The following is a 15,731-nucleotide window of genomic DNA, read 5'->3' on the forward strand; positions in this document are numbered from 1 at the left end:
TTGTTGCGGAGACCAACATGGAACACACGGATATTACTCAACTGCTTATTCCAAAAAGTGATTGGGCGGCGCCTGACCTCTTTCTCTATGAAGGTGAAGATAAACTTCGTCTGAGTTTAGAAGGGGCGATTCAATTTAGTGGATTAAATAGCATTGGTGGTGTGGTACTGGGCTTTAGAATGATCCAGTATGCAGTGCAATTAGCGGCGGGTGATCAGTCTTTGCAACGTGATGGCATCAGTGTGTATACCGCTTTTCCGGGGCGTGGTGCACAAGATGCATTTGAGTACACGTGTCGTGCGTTACGTGATAAGCGTTATTGTTGCGATACGACGTTGCATCACCCAGCGGCGCAGACAGGACAACGTGGTCAGTTCTTATTTACGATTCGTTTGAATGAACAATCTATGGTGATGACACCAGCAAATGGTTTACCAAGGAAAAGCTATTTTGAAGCAGATCGTCACTCGCAAGACAGCCGAGAAGCAGCACTGAAATGGCGTGATGAGAAGATTAATTTTGCGAACACGCTTCTAAGTTTGCCACCAGAAGAGTGCTTGCGCGTGCTGTAACTCTTGAGTTGTACCAACAGAATGAATAACAAAAGGTCGCTTTAAGTGAGCGACCTTCTTGTATCAAGCATTCGCGGGAACCAGATTCCTAGGCTTGCTGGAATGACCTAGTTTAAGTTTTGAGCGAGTAGGGAATCTCTTGGTTATCCTTACTTCTTAATAAACAAGTGAGCGATTAACCCGCGAAGAACTCACGGCGAAAATCGGCTACCGCTTGTTGATAATAACGTTGCCAATCCGAGTCCGACAAACCCGCGTGACTGGTGGCTCTTTGCGTTGCTAATTTAGATTCAAGCTGTTGCAACTCGCTCTGATAATCGCGCACTTGCCGCTTTTGCTGCGCGACCTGTAGTTCACGAGCGTGTATCTCCTCACTCTCTTGTTCAGAAAGGTAAGTTTGTTGAAGCTTCTCAACCAAAGCCTTGCGCTCCGCATGACCCATGTCTTTCGGTATCAGTTCAACAGCGCGTTCATATTTCGCTTGTTCGCTGACCAATCCCAATGCTTCTTGATTGCCTTGCCAATCTTGGACTAACTTCTCAAAGGTTTGCACATAGTCTTGAGGTGAAGTCGAATCCAACTGCTCAGCCTGCAAGCTGAAGTCATAGAGTGCAAACTCATCGGCAAAAATTACGTCTGCTAGTTCCCCCCATATCTTCCTCGCTTCTGCCTTGAGAAGTGCGATGCGAGAGGCAAGAGGCTGATGCTCATCAAACATTAAATTACCAACACTTTGTTGCCATAAGCTATTGAGCTGGTGGTAATTCGCCAGCAGAGCAAAACGTTCTTCTGCCATGTAGCTCTCTAACTCAGCAAGCTTGGATTCACAGTTATGGTCGGACATACATGAGTGCCAAAACGCTTCTATCTCATCCTTTAATACTCTACCTTTGGCATCACTTAACCGCCCTGCAATTGCTTTGAGTGGAGAGGGAGTATCCTTCGCTTTTGGTACGATTGTTTTGTTTGCAGTTTGATTGGTTGTGGAAGACGTAGATGCAGCGACTTGGGGATTCGTCGCACTCTCCAATACGGAAGAAAACGGCAGAAAGCTCTCGCTCTTTTCACCTTTGCTTGAGAACCAAATCGTGCCCGCCACAACGGCGGACACAGTGACTAACGCAATACGCTTCATGGTTTGATCACAGCGCTAACAGGGAAGTGATCCGACAGATTGTAATGCTTCCACAAACTCTCCGCTGTTGAGCGTGGAATGTCGACACGGTTATCGTTAAACGACTTCACGCCATATTCATTACTCACCATTACATAATCTAGATATTCCACATTCTCACCCCCGGATAGGGCTTCTCCAGCAAAGTTGTTGATGCGAGGATCAAACGTCGAAGCGGTATAACCAGAGTATTGCGGTTCTATCGCGCTTAGGTTGGCGATCATTTGCTGGTAATCGCTAGGGAACTTCAATTTGTTCACATTGAAATCACCGCTGTAAACCACCGTTTCATTACTCGGAATATTGAGAGATTGCGCCATTGTGCGCATTTGCTTGAACTGACGCTGTCGGTATTCGCGCGCAGTATCAGTATCGAAAGAGGCTGTATGCGTAGCGAATACGTGATATGCCTGACCACCTTTAATGATCTCTGCGTAATTCACTCCTTTGTCTGCGAAGCAATCTGTTCCGGAGCAATCTGGGAAGACGTATTGAGCCTGATTAACGATAGGGTAACGGCTCACAATGATCACGCCACCGTCGTAAATGTTGAAGCCATCTTTATCCAGCATCTTAGTTTGGTAAGGATATTCTTTGGCGAGTTCGCGTAAGAAAGCATCGCGACCACTGGCAAACACTTCTTGCAGTGCTAACACGTCATAACCTCTGACATAATCGGGAATGAGTTCAAAACGGTCACCAATATGTGAAGCAATTGCAGGCAGCGCCCAAATGTTATAAGTCATCAACTTGAGATTTTGTTCATCAGTATCGACGACTTCATCGATTTTGTTTGGAGTAATGGTGTAGTACAAATCGTCATAGCGCGCAGTGCTTGCGGATTTAAAAGCCAATTCAGAAGGGCGAGACCCAAAGGCACTAGTGCTAGAACGGTGAATATTACGATCATCTTTCAGCGTTAAATCCACATCTGCTGCAGATAAACCGTACTCAATGGTCGAGTTGTACCAATGACCTTCCATGACTTGATTAAGCGTAACGCTTTCACCTTGCGGGTTAGACACCACAGTCTCGAAGCGATAATTCTGACCAGACTTAACACCTTCCCAGCGGTTAAAGCTGAGTACGGATTTGGTTTCCCAAGGACCAAGCACTTGCACATGTTGCTGCCATTCCTCTCCGTATTTCAGTAAATCGCTGCCTTCGTGCTTCACTTGAATGGTTAACGGTTGGTCCGAGTTATTAGTGAGGTATACGTCCGTATCTGCCAAGCTTGGTAATGCCACTAAACCGCTTAGCAAAAGACTCCACTGCGTAAATTTCATCTTGTTTATCCATAAGTTGTGTTAGAGCAATAATTCTTATTTATAAATATGACTAGCACGTTAAATATGGATGACAGATTATCTTTTGACCGAATTTGTTGATGAGTTGTGATCCAGATTCCAAGTGGAAATTGGAAAATATGAGGTGACCGAATCAGACATTTATTAAGCACTTGTTAAACAACAATTATTTCTTATCTTTATTGTTCGATGGTACCTATCGCTTTTATTGATGCAACCGATTAGACGTTGACAGGTTAGGTTGTAATAATCCCGCAAACCATTCTGTTTCGCATAATAAAGTATTGAACTTAACCTTCTGATTCCACTGCTTATTCAAACTCAAATATGTGATCGGGATAGCGTATAGAACATGCCTGTGATGAATTCTCATTTAGTTTGGAATTTTTGTCAGAACAACAAGGTCTGTTCTCTTTCGCACAAAATTAGAATGAGAGGCAAACAGCGAAGTTGCCTCACTTATCTCGTTTGCTATCAGGAGAACGAAATGCAGTCCCTTGCTCAGTTAAAAGTGAGAACCCGTTTGGCGCTTGGCTTCGGTACATTAGTGGCGCTTATGGCGATACTTACGGTTGTCGGAATTCAGAAAGTTAACTTTATTGATATGACCTTATCTGAGGTTACGGATATCAACTCTGTGAAGCAGCGCTATGCCATTAACTATCGAGGTAGTGTCCATGACCGTGCGATTGCAATTAGAGATGTTGCAATGGCGCGAAATGTGGAAGAAATGCGCGCCTTTGAAGAGGAAATCAAACGTCTGGAAGCGTTTTATCGCGAGTCTGAACAACAGATGCAAAGCATGATGGCAAGTGATGTTCCTTTTACCGCTAAAGAACGCGAGATATTGCAACGTATCGATGACATCCAAGCGAAAACACTTCCTCTCGTTCAAGAAGTTATCGCTAAAAAAGAAAACGGCAAACCGGTCACGGATTTACTTTTGGAGCAAGTCCGCCCTAACTTTGCGATGTGGCTAAAGGTGATCAACGAGTTTATTGATTACCAAGAAACGTTGAACCAGAAATTGACGCCAGTAGCGCGAGAGCAAGCAAGTGGCTTCCAAAGCTTAATGCTTGCTCTAAGTGGAATTGCTTTGCTGATTTCAATCTTAGTTGGTTTTGTTATTGAGCGTAGCTTCCGACGCTCTCTAGGTGGCGAGCCATTTGAGGCACAACGCGCGATTCAAACAATGGCAGAAGGTGAGTTAACCCAAGATCATAGTGATAGCGCACAAGGCAGCATTTTACATTCTCTGTCTTTGATGTCAGAAAAGCTCAGCTCGATTGTCAGCAATATTCGTGGCGCTTCTGAGCAATTAGCAGAGCAAGTCGAAGAAGTCTCTCGTGGTTCTCGTTCGGTATTTGATACCGCTCAACAGCAAGCGTCTCTTACGGATCAAATGGCGATCAGATTAGAAACCATGCATGCGAGTATCGATGAGATAGCCAAGATCGTAAATTTATCGGAGCAAAACTCAGTTAACACATCAGAGAATGCTCGTGATGGTCGCGAACGCATTGCTGCTGTGGCAGAACAAATGTTATCCGTTACTGCAGCCGTAAATGGCACAGTAGGGCAGGTGAAGGCACTTGAGACAAAAACGCGTGAAATTGGTGGCATCGTGAATATGATCAGTGACATCTCTGAGCAAACTAACTTGTTGGCACTTAATGCTGCAATTGAAGCTGCGCGGGCGGGTGAATCTGGACGCGGTTTTGCAGTCGTTGCTGATGAGGTAAGAAACCTCGCTAAGCGTACGGGGGAAGCCACTACTCAGATTGAGAAGATGCTGAAAGAGGTTCAAGCCCAGACGGTCGCAAGTGTGAACGCGATGGAAAGCACGCAACCACAAGTGGAAAGTTGTCAAAGGAACACAGAAGAGGCGACGCATTTATTGGTTAGCATTGAGAAACAAGCGCAGGACTCCCTTGATCGAGTGCGTGATATTGTGACGGCCACAGAAGAGCAAGTTCAAGTTGTGAGTGAGCTTGTCGTGGCGATGGATCAGATTTCCAGCATGTCGAAAGAATCGATTGACTCGATGAAAAACAATGACGTCGCAAGCCAGAATCTGAACGCACTTTCTAATAAGCTCAAACAAGAAGTGGCTTATTTTAAAGTTTAAAATCTGATTGCGACCTGTAAAAAAGCTCAGCGAGGATTCTTGCTGAGCTTTTTTATTTGAATTCATAAGTTTATCAATATTTTGTAAAACGTTTTCGTTTAAATATTTCTGAACTAACTTCATAAAAAGCTATGCTATCAATTGCACTTAATTGTGCGAGGGGAATATAAATCACCGCTCAAATATATAACTAATTAATGAGTGTTGTTATGTCTCATACACGTCTATTCCCACGTCATCGCTTGGCGCTAGCTTGCATGCTTGCCAGTGTTTCCAGTTTCTCATTTGCCCAAGAACAATGTGATGTTGCTGATCTTCAGCACACGGTTGACCTCGCTTCCGCAGTGTCTGCTGCCGACTATCACTGTTACAGCTCTTGGTTTTCTGCTCCTGCTGACTCGTTAAATGATATTTACACCGAAGCGAGCTTGAGTCGCATTCAAACTGTATTAAATCAAGAAATTACTCGTTACCGAGGTGACGCCGAGCAAGCGCGTAAGTTAGAAAACTTGGGTGAATTTGTGCGTGCTGCTTACTATGTGCGCTATAACGCGCAGCAACCGAATTTCTCTCAAGCTCTGAGCCAACGCTTTGCGCAGTCAATAAATGCGTTTCTTGCTAACCCACACGCGCTTGATCAAGGTCGCGAACAAGTGGGTGCGATGAAGAGTTTGACCTTAATGGTCGACAACGTAAGACAATTACCGTTGACCATGGATGCTCAGCTCACTGCTCTTCGTCACTTTAATCGTGAGACGGCAAAAGATACGCAGTGGGTGGCTGGGCTGAACAATCTATTCCGTGCCATGGCAGGGCATGCGTCGAAGGATGATTTTTATCGTTACATGGCAAGTCACACACAGCACATCGATACCTTAGCTGCCTTTGCTCGTGATAACGCTTGGGCGCTTGATACTGATGCTAGCTTCCTCGTGTACAACGCGGTACGTGAAACTGGTCGTTTGCTAGCAAGTCCGGATAAAGCGACTAAAGAAAAAGCACTACGTGTAATGCAGCAAGTGATGGTGCAAAACCCGTTGGGTAGCAAACACGACAAACTTTGGTTAGCGGCAGTTGAGATGATGAGCTATTACGCGCCGGAAGGGTTGAATGGTCTCGATTTAGACCAAGCAAAACATGATTTAGCTGCGCGTATTTTACCGAATCGTCATGAGTGTGATGGTCCTGCAATTATTCGCTCACAAGATCTGACCCAAGCTCAGGCGATAGAAGCATGTGACGTGCTTTCTGCCAAAGAAGCGGACTTTCACCAAGTTGCGAATACCGGGAATCAGCCAGTGGCAGATGACCATAACGAACGGGTAGAAGTGGCGGTGTTTGCTAATAATGGCAGCTATGTAGATTATTCATCTTTCTTATTTGGTAACACAACTGATAATGGTGGACAGTACCTAGAAGGTAACCCATCAGAAGCCGGCAATGTGGCGCGCTTTGTCGCTTATCGTTACGCCAATGGTGATGAGCTTTCTATTCTCAATCTAGAGCATGAGTACACCCATTATCTGGATGCGAGATTCAACCAATACGGTTCGTTTAGCGATAACTTGGCACATGGCTATGTTGTTTGGTGGTTAGAAGGTTTCGCTGAATACATGCATTACAAACAAGGCTATGACGCAGCGATTGGTTTGATTGACAATGGAAAGATGAGTTTGTCGGATGTGTTTGCAACCACTTACTCTCATGATTCCAACCGTATTTATCGCTGGGGTTACCTAGCCGTGCGTTTTATGTTGGAAGAGTACCCTCAGGAAGTGGACACTCTGCTGGCGCTTTCGCGTGCTGGTAAGTTTAAGCAATGGGCGCAGCAAGTGCAGGTATTAGGTCAGCAATACAACGGCGAGTTTGACCGCTGGTTAGATTCTGTTGCTAACCAACCAGAGCAGCCAGACCCAAATCCAGATACCAAGCCAGACGAGCCGACAGACCCTTCTGATCAAGTCACGGCGCTAGCGACCAACCAAAGCGTGGTAATTAGTGGGGAAGCATACAGTGAGCAATTGTTCTATGTTGACGTTCCAGAGAAGAGCACACACTTTGAAGTCGCGTTGCAAGGTGAGAATCAAGGTGATGCAGACCTTTACATGAGCTTTGAGAAAGAAGCGCATTACTACGATTTTGAATTCAGCCAGTACGCAGATGGTAGTAATGAGGTAGTCACCTTTGAGACCGAACCTTCTGGCTACATTAAACCTGGTCGATACTACATCAGCATTGCTGGTCGTACTGAATTTAATGCCGTGACTCTGGTTGCGACGTTAGAGACAGAAACACAAACACCCCCAACACAAGAACAAGATGATTTGGCGCCTGTAGTGTTGGAATCTGGCCAGGCAAAGACCTTAACCGTGCATCAACAACGTTACGCTGCGGTATATGTTCCGCAAGGCGTAAAAGAAGTTCGCGTATGGTTAAGTGATAAAAACAACAATGACGAAAATGGCAATGTTGACCTCTACGCTAGCCGAGCGTACTGGCCGACAGTAGAACAGCACGAATATGCATCAAACTACTGGGGCAGCAATGAATATCTGCAAATTCCAGTTACCGAAGCTGGTTACTTGCATTTCTCATTAAATGCTAAGCAGCAAGGGGATGATGTCGAGATGCTGGTATATTTTTACTGAACTATACCCAAGTAACCTTGAGATGCTAGGTTCAGTGAGAATGACTTGGTTTGTAGACGCGGCGGCGATTTAGCGATCTAGTCACTTTAAATTAAGCCAAAGCCGGACGTAGTTGTCCGGCTTTTTCGTATCAAGATTCTGAGCTTCTATATTTCTTCGGCAGAGTAGGTGAGTGGTTCTGCGATGTACGTTTACTTTGTCTGCTTCTCTTACTATCGATATCTCTTTATATCCTCTACGAGCAGCTGACATTGCTTGTCTAGCTATATCGATTGTCTAGTTATGATGATTAAAAACAATCATTTAAACCAATGTGCGGTAAATCATGTTTTGCTATTTTATGACGTGATGCTGCAATAAAGTTGTCATGTTTGGGCTATAAGTTGTGCGACTTAAATGAGCGAGCTAAATGGCTCAACACTCAACCTGAAGATTAGAGAATCATGGTAAAAGCTGTAAACCCAACGGATGAAATCATCATTAAGTTGCTTCAACACCAAGGCTGTATCAAAAGCGAAGCAGAAGTTCTTTTAAAGAAAGAGGTCTACCGTCTCCAGCCAGACGAAATTGAGAAAGTGAAAAACTATGCTCAGCATTTCGGTATCGATGCGAAAGAAAAACTCATTGATGAGATCTTGGAGCTTCGAAGAGAAACGCTGTTAAAGAAGATTGCCAGCACTGAGGTGCCGAACTAGCCTAAGGTGATGCTCAATCCTGTCTCGACATTTGATCGACTTCTATACCCAAGTAACCTCGAGATGCTCGGTTCAGCGAGAATGACTGGGTTTGTAGACGCGGCGGCGATTTAAAGGTCTAGCGGGTCTAAATCAAGAATCGACAACAAAGTATACAAGCCCAGTCAACTCGCCCTTTGGGAGCGTGTCATTGACCCGATTGCTGCGTCAAACAACTTGGAAAGAGCGGGCTATTACGCTACGTTGTTTTCCTTGAACTCGAATCAATGACAACGCTCTGAATCCTGCATCTTGAAGTCACTTGGGTATATTGTGTAAAAGTAAGTAAGTAAGAGAGTGAAATAAGGCGAGTTGTTTGACTCCTATCGGAATGCGTTTTAGTTTTCGGCTTAATCAATCTTTGTCATGAATAGGTTTAGATAGCCAGTATGGACTCAATTACTCAAGCAGCATTAGGGGCAACGGTTGCAGGTGCAATAGCCGGCAAACGCTGCAATGCGAAAGTGTTATTAACGGGCGCAGCGCTCGGAACCTTGCCTGACCTAGATGTGATCCTTGATTATGGTGATGCGGTCCAAAATACGATTAAGCACCGTGGATTCTCTCACTCTTTACTTGTTTTACCTCCTTTCGCGTTGCTGATTTCTTGGCTGTACTGTCGATGGAAACCAGACACATTCTGGACGTTGTCTCGAGTATTTTTTCTGACTGTGAGTGTTTTGGTTACGCACACTTTATTGGATGCGATGACAACCTACGGCACCCAGTTAATATGGCCTTTTGAGGGCTATTTTGAGCTACGGAACGTCTTCATCATTGATCCGCTTTACACCTTACCTCTACTGGTCGCAATTGGTGTCGCTCTGTTTTCTAAATCGCGTGGTGGACAGTGGTGTCAAACGGTTGTGCTGATCTCGACACTTTATCTGGGGTGGGGTTACGCTTCACAGCAGATCATTGCTTCCCGAGTGGAGCAAAACTTAATGACGCAGAGCCTACCAAATCAACAGGTGCTGATTACACCGACACCATTTAATACTCTGCTTTGGCGTGTGGTCGTGATGGATGATGGTAAATATTGGGAAGGTTTGGCATCAGTTTTCGATAATAGCGAACGCATTGATTTTGTCTCACATCCTCTAGGCAGTTGGCCACTAGAGGACAAACCGGATACGTTAAAAGGGCTTCAGGCGTTTTCACACAACTACCTTAACTACCGTGTAGAGAATGATGCATTGATTGTGACTGATTTACGATTAGGTATGTCTAACAACCTTTCCTTTGAGTTTGTTTTCGCCGAGAAGAGCCAAAGCGGGGAATGGCAGTTGTTGGAATCGACACAACGTTACCCAAGTGAGCGAAGCTTAGATCTGTTAGGGCAGCTGTGGGAAAGGCTGAAAGGCGATCAAACCATTGATGCGAATTTACAACGTATGGAGCTGAACGCACGTTCTTAGTTGGCGAGTAAAAGAGCTCCCCAACTCGCTCGTCCCTCACTGTGAGGATGACGACGTTAGAATTGCTAACGCAACATAATGTCATTTCCAAAAGCGACGAAAGGGCGCAGTCAGGAATGTCTATGGAACACTGAGTTACAGCAAGTGCCGAACCAGATACAGAAAAGCCGGATGTGATGTCCGGCTTTTTTGCTATTTACTTCAGGTTCGCAACTTAAGCTGCTAGTACAGGCACACCACTGTGAAACTTAAAATCGTCGTCTGGAGTTGAAATCAGCTCGGCTTCGATACGACCAAACTCTGCCACACGCTCGCTAATATCTTTACCCGCGATTTGCTCTGCCAGAATCAAATAATCCTGATAATGACGCGCCTCTGAACGCAGCAGAGAAACATAGAACTTGGCAATATCTTCATCCATATGCGGAGCCAGTTTAGCGAAACGCTCACACGAACGCGCTTCGATGTAAGCACCGATGATGAGCTTATCAATCAAGGTTTCTGGTTCATGCGTTTTCATGTGTGAAATTAAGGTTTTTGCGTAGCGGCTTGCTGGAATGTTCTGGTACTCAATGCCACGGCTTTCCATGATTTCGAGCACTTGGTAGAAGTGGTGCAACTCTTCTTTGATCAGCAGAACCATCTTATCGATCAGATCCTGACTGTATGGTGAATCAGACTTAGCGATGATGGCTTTAGAAATATTGCTCTTACCTTTTAGTGTCTCTAATGACCCCGTTTTACGGTAAGCGAAATCTTCGTAGGGTTTAAACCAGTCGAGCAGGGCGTGTGAACTTTCTTTGTCTACGGCGTATTTACGGATCAAGAACATCGCAGACTGACCCGCTTTCAGCTCACACAGTAGATGGTCTAATAAAATGGTTTGAAGGTTTTCCGGCTTCTTTGCTTCTTCAACCCACTCATCTGGGGTGCTGCACTGCAAGAATTGGTTAATTGGAGCAAGAAGATCCTGATAGGCGTCGAGATTCATCATTTTAATTTTTAGCACTTTACATTCAAATTTGGGTTATCCAGCCTGTGTCATTTTCAGAGTAATAAGACACAAAAAAGGCTGCAAACGCAGCCTTTAATCGGATAGGGCGGAAAGCTTGTGGGGAGTTTACCACTTTTTCTTTTCACCGAAGAGCGCATCCATATCACTGTCACGCTCTTTATCGGCAATTTGCTGCATTTCTGCGTCGTTCTTGTCCTGGCGTTTCTTATCAAGATCACCAAGCATTTCTTCAAGCTTTTGTTTTGCTTGAACTGAGTAAGCATCATTTTTTGTGCTCAGAGCATCAATACCTTTACGAAGCAATTGCAGAGCGGTACCAGGCTGACCACGAGCAATCGAATCGTTTGCACGCTTAATGACGTTTTCGATGTTAATACGAATCTGCATGGTTTCCAGACGCGCGTTTTCAGTCACATAAGTTTGTGTATCGAGTCGACCTTTGTTGTGCTCGTTACGAACGGTGTCACGCAGGCGTTTTACCAGTTTCAGCATCAAGATAGCTTGCTTGTCGCTGCTTGGCATTTTAAACGTCGTGCTTTCGCCGCTTTGATTGCTCTCATTCAGTTGAGCAATCTGCTGTTTCATGTTCTCGACGCGCTGAACAAGTTGTTTGTTCTTCGGATCGAGGTCACGCATGCTTTCAAGCGCATCAAGAATGCGATTATTAAGACATAACAGTAAGTCCTTGCTGAAAGGAATATGATGAGCGTGTCCAATCAGCTCTTCTGTACCGTCAATCAGTGCCACGTAGCGAGCAGACTCTTGTCTTTTCGCTGTCTCTACTTTGACCTTGTACTGCAACATGATGTTATAGCCAAGGATCAGTACCAGTAGGATGACTACCAAAGCGATTATTAAACCAGTATTCATATCTTTGCGTCTGCTTTTTTACTTTTGTATGGCTAGCGTTCAAGAATACATGAATCTTATCTTTCTCGGCACCCTATTTGTTTGATTATTTTGCCCCAAACACGTTTTCCGACGTAATTAAGCACGGAATGCGGTGAGCTGTAAGAAAAAGCGAATTTTTAAAATTCAACTCTATGCATATTTAATCAAGGTGTTCGATTCGCTATGAGTTTGAGCTATAAGTTAGAAATTACTGTTCATTTAGTTGCTAACACGTTATAACTAATCATTATATCTACTCGGGCGAGTAGACAAGATAAGTATGACGTTATTATCTCAATCAATGAGTAAGGGATTACGATGAAGCTGCAACAACTGAAGTACATTGTTGAGGTTGTGAACCATAATCTGAATGTTTCTGCGACGGCAGAGAGCCTATATACCTCTCAGCCTGGTATCAGTAAGCAAGTTCGTTTGCTGGAAGATGAATTGGGTATTCAGATCTTTGAACGAAGTGGTAAACACTTAACGCAGGTGACACCCGCTGGTGAAGAAATCGTGCGAATTTCTCAAGAGATTCTGGCGCGAGTTGAAAGCATTAAGGCGGTTGCTGGTGAACATACTCACCCTGAAATGGGTACGTTGAACATTTCTACCACTCACACCCAAGCACGTTACGCACTTCCCGACGTGATCAAAGGCTTTACGGCACGTTACCCGAAAGTGTCGCTGCACATGCACCAAGGTACGCCTTCGCAAATGTCTGAAGCGATTGCGAAAGGTACGGCCAATTTCGCGATTGCGACAGAAGCTCTCCACCTTTACCAAGATGCCATTATGCTGCCTTGTTACCACTGGAATCGTTCGATCGTGGTACCAAAAGAACATCCATTGGCGAAGAAAGACACGGTAACCATTCACGATTTAGCAGCTTACCCATTGGTGACTTACGTGTTCGGCTTTACTGGTCGCTCTGAACTGGATACGGCATTTAACCGCGAAGGTTTGACGCCGCGCGTTGTGTTCACTGCGACAGATGCTGACGTGATTAAAACTTACGTTCGTATGGGTATTGGAGTCGGTGTGATTGCAAGTATGGCGGTTGATGAAGACCAAGACAGCGATTTGGTTGCGATTGATGCAAGCCACTTGTTTGGTGCGAGTACGACAAGCATCGGTTTCCGTCGCGGTACCTTCCTACGTTCTTACATGTTCGACTTTATGGAGCGTTTTGCACCACACTTGACTCGTCCGGTAGTTGAACAAGCGATTTCTCTGAAATCGAACTCGGAAATCGAAGAGATGTTTAAAGACATCGAGCTTCCGGTTAGATAACACTTCATTGATGTTTCGATTCCCTCTACAATGCGCTCGTTGTAGGGGGAGCTATGAAAACGCAATTTCAATTTATTAATGACTGCTTAATCGAAAACCAATCTTTGTGGCGATTCGAGCCATTTAAAAGCAGCGTTCACGTATCGTTACCTTGGCAAGAGCAACACCCTCAGTTGTGCCAATGGTTAGCGTCTCTTAGTCCCTCTCAAATCGAAGAATATAAAGCGGAACCAGAACTTGCGCTAAAAGCACTCAGTCCGTTTTTGCCTGAACTTGAACAACTCGCAGAACTCACTTTTTTAGAGCCACTAGATTTAAAGGGTTTGGAACTTGTCCGTGGTTTAGATAACGGCATCCCCGGTCGTAAGTTAGAGCAAATTAGCTCGATGGGCGAAGCGGCGATTCAACATCATCACGGTGAAGAATGGCTAGAGTGGTGTTCAGGTAAAGGGTATTTGGGACGAATCCTAACAACGCAAACCGATCAACCTGTTACTAGTTTCGAATACCAGCAAGCGCTGTGTGATTCGGGGCAACAAGCAGCGAATGAACACCATTGGAAGATGACGTTTATTCAAGGTGATGCGTTCGATAGCAAAGCGAGAGCGGTGTTTAAACCGACGCAACACGCGGTAGCACTTCATGCCTGTGGTGATCTCCATGTTCGCTTAATGCAGTACGGAAGCGAGAATGGGATTGCTGCGATGACAATCTCACCTTGTTGTTACCATCTGATTCAGTCTGAGCAGTATCAGCCGATGTCGACGCAGGGCAGGGCTTCTTCTCTCTCATTGTCTAAACAAGAGCTGCGTATTCCGTTACAACAAACAGTAACGGGTGGAGAACGTGTGCGACGTCATCGTCAGCAGGAAATGGTGTTTCGTCTTGGGTTTGATTTGATCACACGACAAGCGTTGGGCATGGAAGAGTACCAACCAGTTCCAAGTGTGCGTAAGTCGCAATTAAGTGAAGGATTTGAATCTTTGTGTCGTTGGGCAGCGGACCAGAAAGGTATCGATCTCTCTGACCAAATCGACTTTGAACATTTCGAAAAGTTAGGCGAGAAGCGCTTTTGGCAAATGGAGCGTTTGAGCTTGGTTCAGTTGATGTTTCAACGACCGTTGGAGATTTGGCTTGCTTTGGACAAAGTACTTTATCTTGAAGAACGTGGTTATCGTGTTAGATTGGCAGAGTTTTGCGCTAAATCAGTCACACCTCGAAACATTTTACTTTGTGCTTATAAGGTTTAGTTATTTTTTATAATTAAATGCTCTATGCAAAAAAGCCCACTTTAATGTGGGCTTTTGTAAACAAAACGTGACAATTTGTGCGTTATTTTGTCATTAGTTGAACATTGCGATAGCTTGCGCTGGTTCAACGTATTCTAGGTCAAAGCTCTCAGCAACTTCTTTGCAAGTCACTTTACCGTGGATAACGTTTAGACCTTCAAGGAAACCTTTGTCTTCAAGAAGCGCTTCACGGTAGCCTTTGTTTGCTAGCTTCACGATGTATGGAAGCGTTGCGTTGTTCAGCGCGAATGTTGAAGTACGAGCAACTGCACCTGGCATGTTTGCTACACAGTAGTGGACAACTTCGTCAACGATGTAAGTTGGGTCTGCGTGTGTTGTTGCGTGAGAAGTTTCGAAACAACCACCTTGGTCGATGGCTACGTCAACAACCGCCGTACCTGGCTTCATCTTAGCGATGTGCTCTTTTGTTACCAGTTTCGGTGCTGCTGCACCAGGGATTAGAACCGCGCCGATCACTAGGTCTGCTTCTAGAACATGCTTCTCGATAGCGTCTTCAGTAGAATAAACCACTTTAGCGCGACCTTGGAATTCTTCGTCTAGCTTACGTAGAGTATCTACGTTACGGTCTAGGATAGTTACGTCTGCACGAAGACCAACAGCCATACGAGCTGCGTTCGCGCCAACTACACCGCCGCCAACGACAACAACTTTCGCAGGCTCAACACCAGGTACGCCACCTAGTAGTAGACCGCGACCGCCGTGCGATTTTTCCAACGTTTGCGCACCTGCTTGAATAGACATCCGACCTGCCACTTCTGACATTGGTGCTAACAGTGGCAAACGACCCATATTATCTGTTACAGTCTCATACGCTATACAGACAGCTTTGCTCTTGATTAGCTCTTCAGTTTGTGGAAAATCTGGTGCTAGGTGTAAATAAGTAAATAAAATCTGCCCTTCGCGGAGCATTGCTCTCTCGACAGCTTGGGGTTCTTTTACTTTTACAATCATATCTGCTTTCGCAAACACGTCTGTAGCAGTAGGAAGAATGGATGCGCCTACAGCGATGTAATCATCGTCTGAAAAACCAATGCCGGCACCTGCATTGGTCTCAACCAAAACTTGGTGACCATGTGAGATTAGCTCTCTCACGCTAGCTGGGATCATACCCACACGGTATTCGTGGTTCTTGATTTCCTTAGGTACGCCAATGATCATCCTGTGTCCTCTTTCTAAAATGGTTGTATTAACTGTTTGTAGGGTGTTATTGTCGAATTAATATCTAGTATAGATGTTGATTT

12 protein-coding genes are annotated in these 15,731 nt (G+C 44.9%); 7 read left to right on the forward strand and 5 right to left on the reverse strand.

Going from position 1 to position 15,731, the window contains the following annotated elements:
- The first annotated feature begins 17 nt into the window (after positions 1-17).
- A complete protein-coding gene (locus OH459_RS03100; protein WP_009699822.1) occupies positions 18-572 on the forward strand; it encodes a hypothetical protein in 555 nt (184 codons plus the stop codon).
- A 175-nt stretch (positions 573-747) separates the two neighbouring features.
- On the opposite strand, the gene OH459_RS03105 is transcribed toward OH459_RS03100, so the two are convergent.
- Positions 748-1,707, reverse strand: coding sequence for a hypothetical protein (locus OH459_RS03105; protein WP_017819136.1), 960 nt, complete (start codon positions 1,705-1,707; stop codon positions 748-750).
- A complete protein-coding gene (locus tag OH459_RS03110) occupies positions 1,704-3,032 on the reverse strand; it encodes a sphingomyelin phosphodiesterase (RefSeq protein WP_269985452.1) in 1,329 nt (442 codons plus the stop codon). The genes OH459_RS03105 and OH459_RS03110 overlap by 4 nt, the downstream gene beginning before the upstream one ends.
- A gap of 508 nt (positions 3,033-3,540) precedes the next feature.
- On the opposite strand from OH459_RS03110, the gene OH459_RS03115 reads away from it, so the two are divergent.
- The 4 genes from OH459_RS03115 (at position 3,541) to OH459_RS03130 (ending at position 9,981) form a co-directional block, all read left to right on the forward strand.
- On the forward strand, positions 3,541-5,181 hold the full coding sequence (locus OH459_RS03115) for a methyl-accepting chemotaxis protein (protein WP_017819138.1): 1,641 nt from the start codon (positions 3,541-3,543) through the stop codon (positions 5,179-5,181).
- A gap of 209 nt (positions 5,182-5,390) precedes the next feature.
- Positions 5,391-7,829: a M9 family metallopeptidase gene (locus OH459_RS03120; RefSeq protein ID WP_269985455.1), complete on the forward strand. Its 2,439-nt coding sequence runs from the start codon at positions 5,391-5,393 to the stop codon at positions 7,827-7,829.
- Positions 7,830-8,272: 443 nt separating this feature from the next.
- Positions 8,273-8,524: a hypothetical protein gene (locus tag OH459_RS03125; RefSeq protein WP_005450822.1), complete on the forward strand. Its 252-nt coding sequence runs from the start codon at positions 8,273-8,275 to the stop codon at positions 8,522-8,524.
- Between the two features lie 428 nt (positions 8,525-8,952).
- Positions 8,953-9,981 (forward strand): metal-dependent hydrolase, encoded by a 1,029-nt coding sequence (locus OH459_RS03130; RefSeq protein WP_005450820.1) that lies wholly within the window; start codon positions 8,953-8,955, stop codon positions 9,979-9,981.
- 214 nt (positions 9,982-10,195) lie between these two features.
- On the opposite strand, the gene miaE is transcribed toward OH459_RS03130, so the two are convergent.
- A complete protein-coding gene (miaE, locus tag OH459_RS03135; protein WP_005450818.1) occupies positions 10,196-10,975 on the reverse strand; it encodes a tRNA isopentenyl-2-thiomethyl-A-37 hydroxylase MiaE in 780 nt (259 codons plus the stop codon).
- 126 nt (positions 10,976-11,101) lie between these two features.
- Positions 11,102-11,866, reverse strand: coding sequence for a hypothetical protein (locus OH459_RS03140; RefSeq protein ID WP_005450816.1), 765 nt, complete (start codon positions 11,864-11,866; stop codon positions 11,102-11,104).
- Positions 11,867-12,205: 339 nt separating this feature from the next.
- On the opposite strand from OH459_RS03140, the gene cysB reads away from it, so the two are divergent.
- Together cysB and OH459_RS03150 are read left to right on the forward strand one after the other, a co-directional pair.
- On the forward strand, positions 12,206-13,180 hold the full coding sequence (gene cysB, locus OH459_RS03145; RefSeq protein WP_005450814.1) for an HTH-type transcriptional regulator CysB: 975 nt from the start codon (positions 12,206-12,208) through the stop codon (positions 13,178-13,180).
- Between the two features lie 53 nt (positions 13,181-13,233).
- A complete protein-coding gene (locus OH459_RS03150) occupies positions 13,234-14,430 on the forward strand; it encodes a methyltransferase (RefSeq protein ID WP_239969195.1) in 1,197 nt (398 codons plus the stop codon).
- A 93-nt stretch (positions 14,431-14,523) separates the two neighbouring features.
- Here OH459_RS03150 and ald read toward each other — a convergent pair whose 3' ends face one another.
- Positions 14,524-15,648, reverse strand: coding sequence for an alanine dehydrogenase (gene ald / locus OH459_RS03155; protein WP_239969196.1), 1,125 nt, complete (start codon positions 15,646-15,648; stop codon positions 14,524-14,526).
- Positions 15,649-15,731: the final 83 nt, after the last annotated feature.

It is taken from the genome of Vibrio sp. MM46, assembly GCF_027587135.1.
In the GTDB taxonomy this organism is placed as follows: Bacteria; Pseudomonadota; Gammaproteobacteria; order Enterobacterales; family Vibrionaceae; genus Vibrio; species Vibrio harveyi.

Excerpts from the sequence above, each read along its gene's own strand:
- OH459_RS03105 (WP_017819136.1), bottom strand. The coding sequence starts at position 1,707 with ATGAAGCGTATTGCGTTAGTCACTGTGTCCGCCGTTGTGGCGGGCACG.
- ald (WP_239969196.1), bottom strand. The coding sequence starts at position 15,648 with ATGATCATTGGCGTACCTAAGGAAATCAAGAACCACGAATACCGTGTG.
- OH459_RS03100 (WP_009699822.1), top strand. The coding sequence starts at position 18 with ATGGAACACACGGATATTACTCAACTGCTTATTCCAAAAAGTGATTGG.
- OH459_RS03125 (WP_005450822.1), top strand. The coding sequence starts at position 8,273 with ATGGTAAAAGCTGTAAACCCAACGGATGAAATCATCATTAAGTTGCTT.
- OH459_RS03110 (WP_269985452.1), bottom strand. The coding sequence starts at position 3,032 with ATGAAATTTACGCAGTGGAGTCTTTTGCTAAGCGGTTTAGTGGCATTA.
- OH459_RS03140 (WP_005450816.1), bottom strand. The coding sequence starts at position 11,866 with ATGAATACTGGTTTAATAATCGCTTTGGTAGTCATCCTACTGGTACTG.
- OH459_RS03130 (WP_005450820.1), top strand. The coding sequence starts at position 8,953 with ATGGACTCAATTACTCAAGCAGCATTAGGGGCAACGGTTGCAGGTGCA.
- miaE (WP_005450818.1), bottom strand. The coding sequence starts at position 10,975 with ATGATGAATCTCGACGCCTATCAGGATCTTCTTGCTCCAATTAACCAA.
- cysB (WP_005450814.1), top strand. The coding sequence starts at position 12,206 with ATGAAGCTGCAACAACTGAAGTACATTGTTGAGGTTGTGAACCATAAT.
- OH459_RS03150 (WP_239969195.1), top strand. The coding sequence starts at position 13,234 with ATGAAAACGCAATTTCAATTTATTAATGACTGCTTAATCGAAAACCAA.
- OH459_RS03115 (WP_017819138.1), top strand. The coding sequence starts at position 3,541 with ATGCAGTCCCTTGCTCAGTTAAAAGTGAGAACCCGTTTGGCGCTTGGC.
- OH459_RS03120 (WP_269985455.1), top strand. The coding sequence starts at position 5,391 with ATGTCTCATACACGTCTATTCCCACGTCATCGCTTGGCGCTAGCTTGC.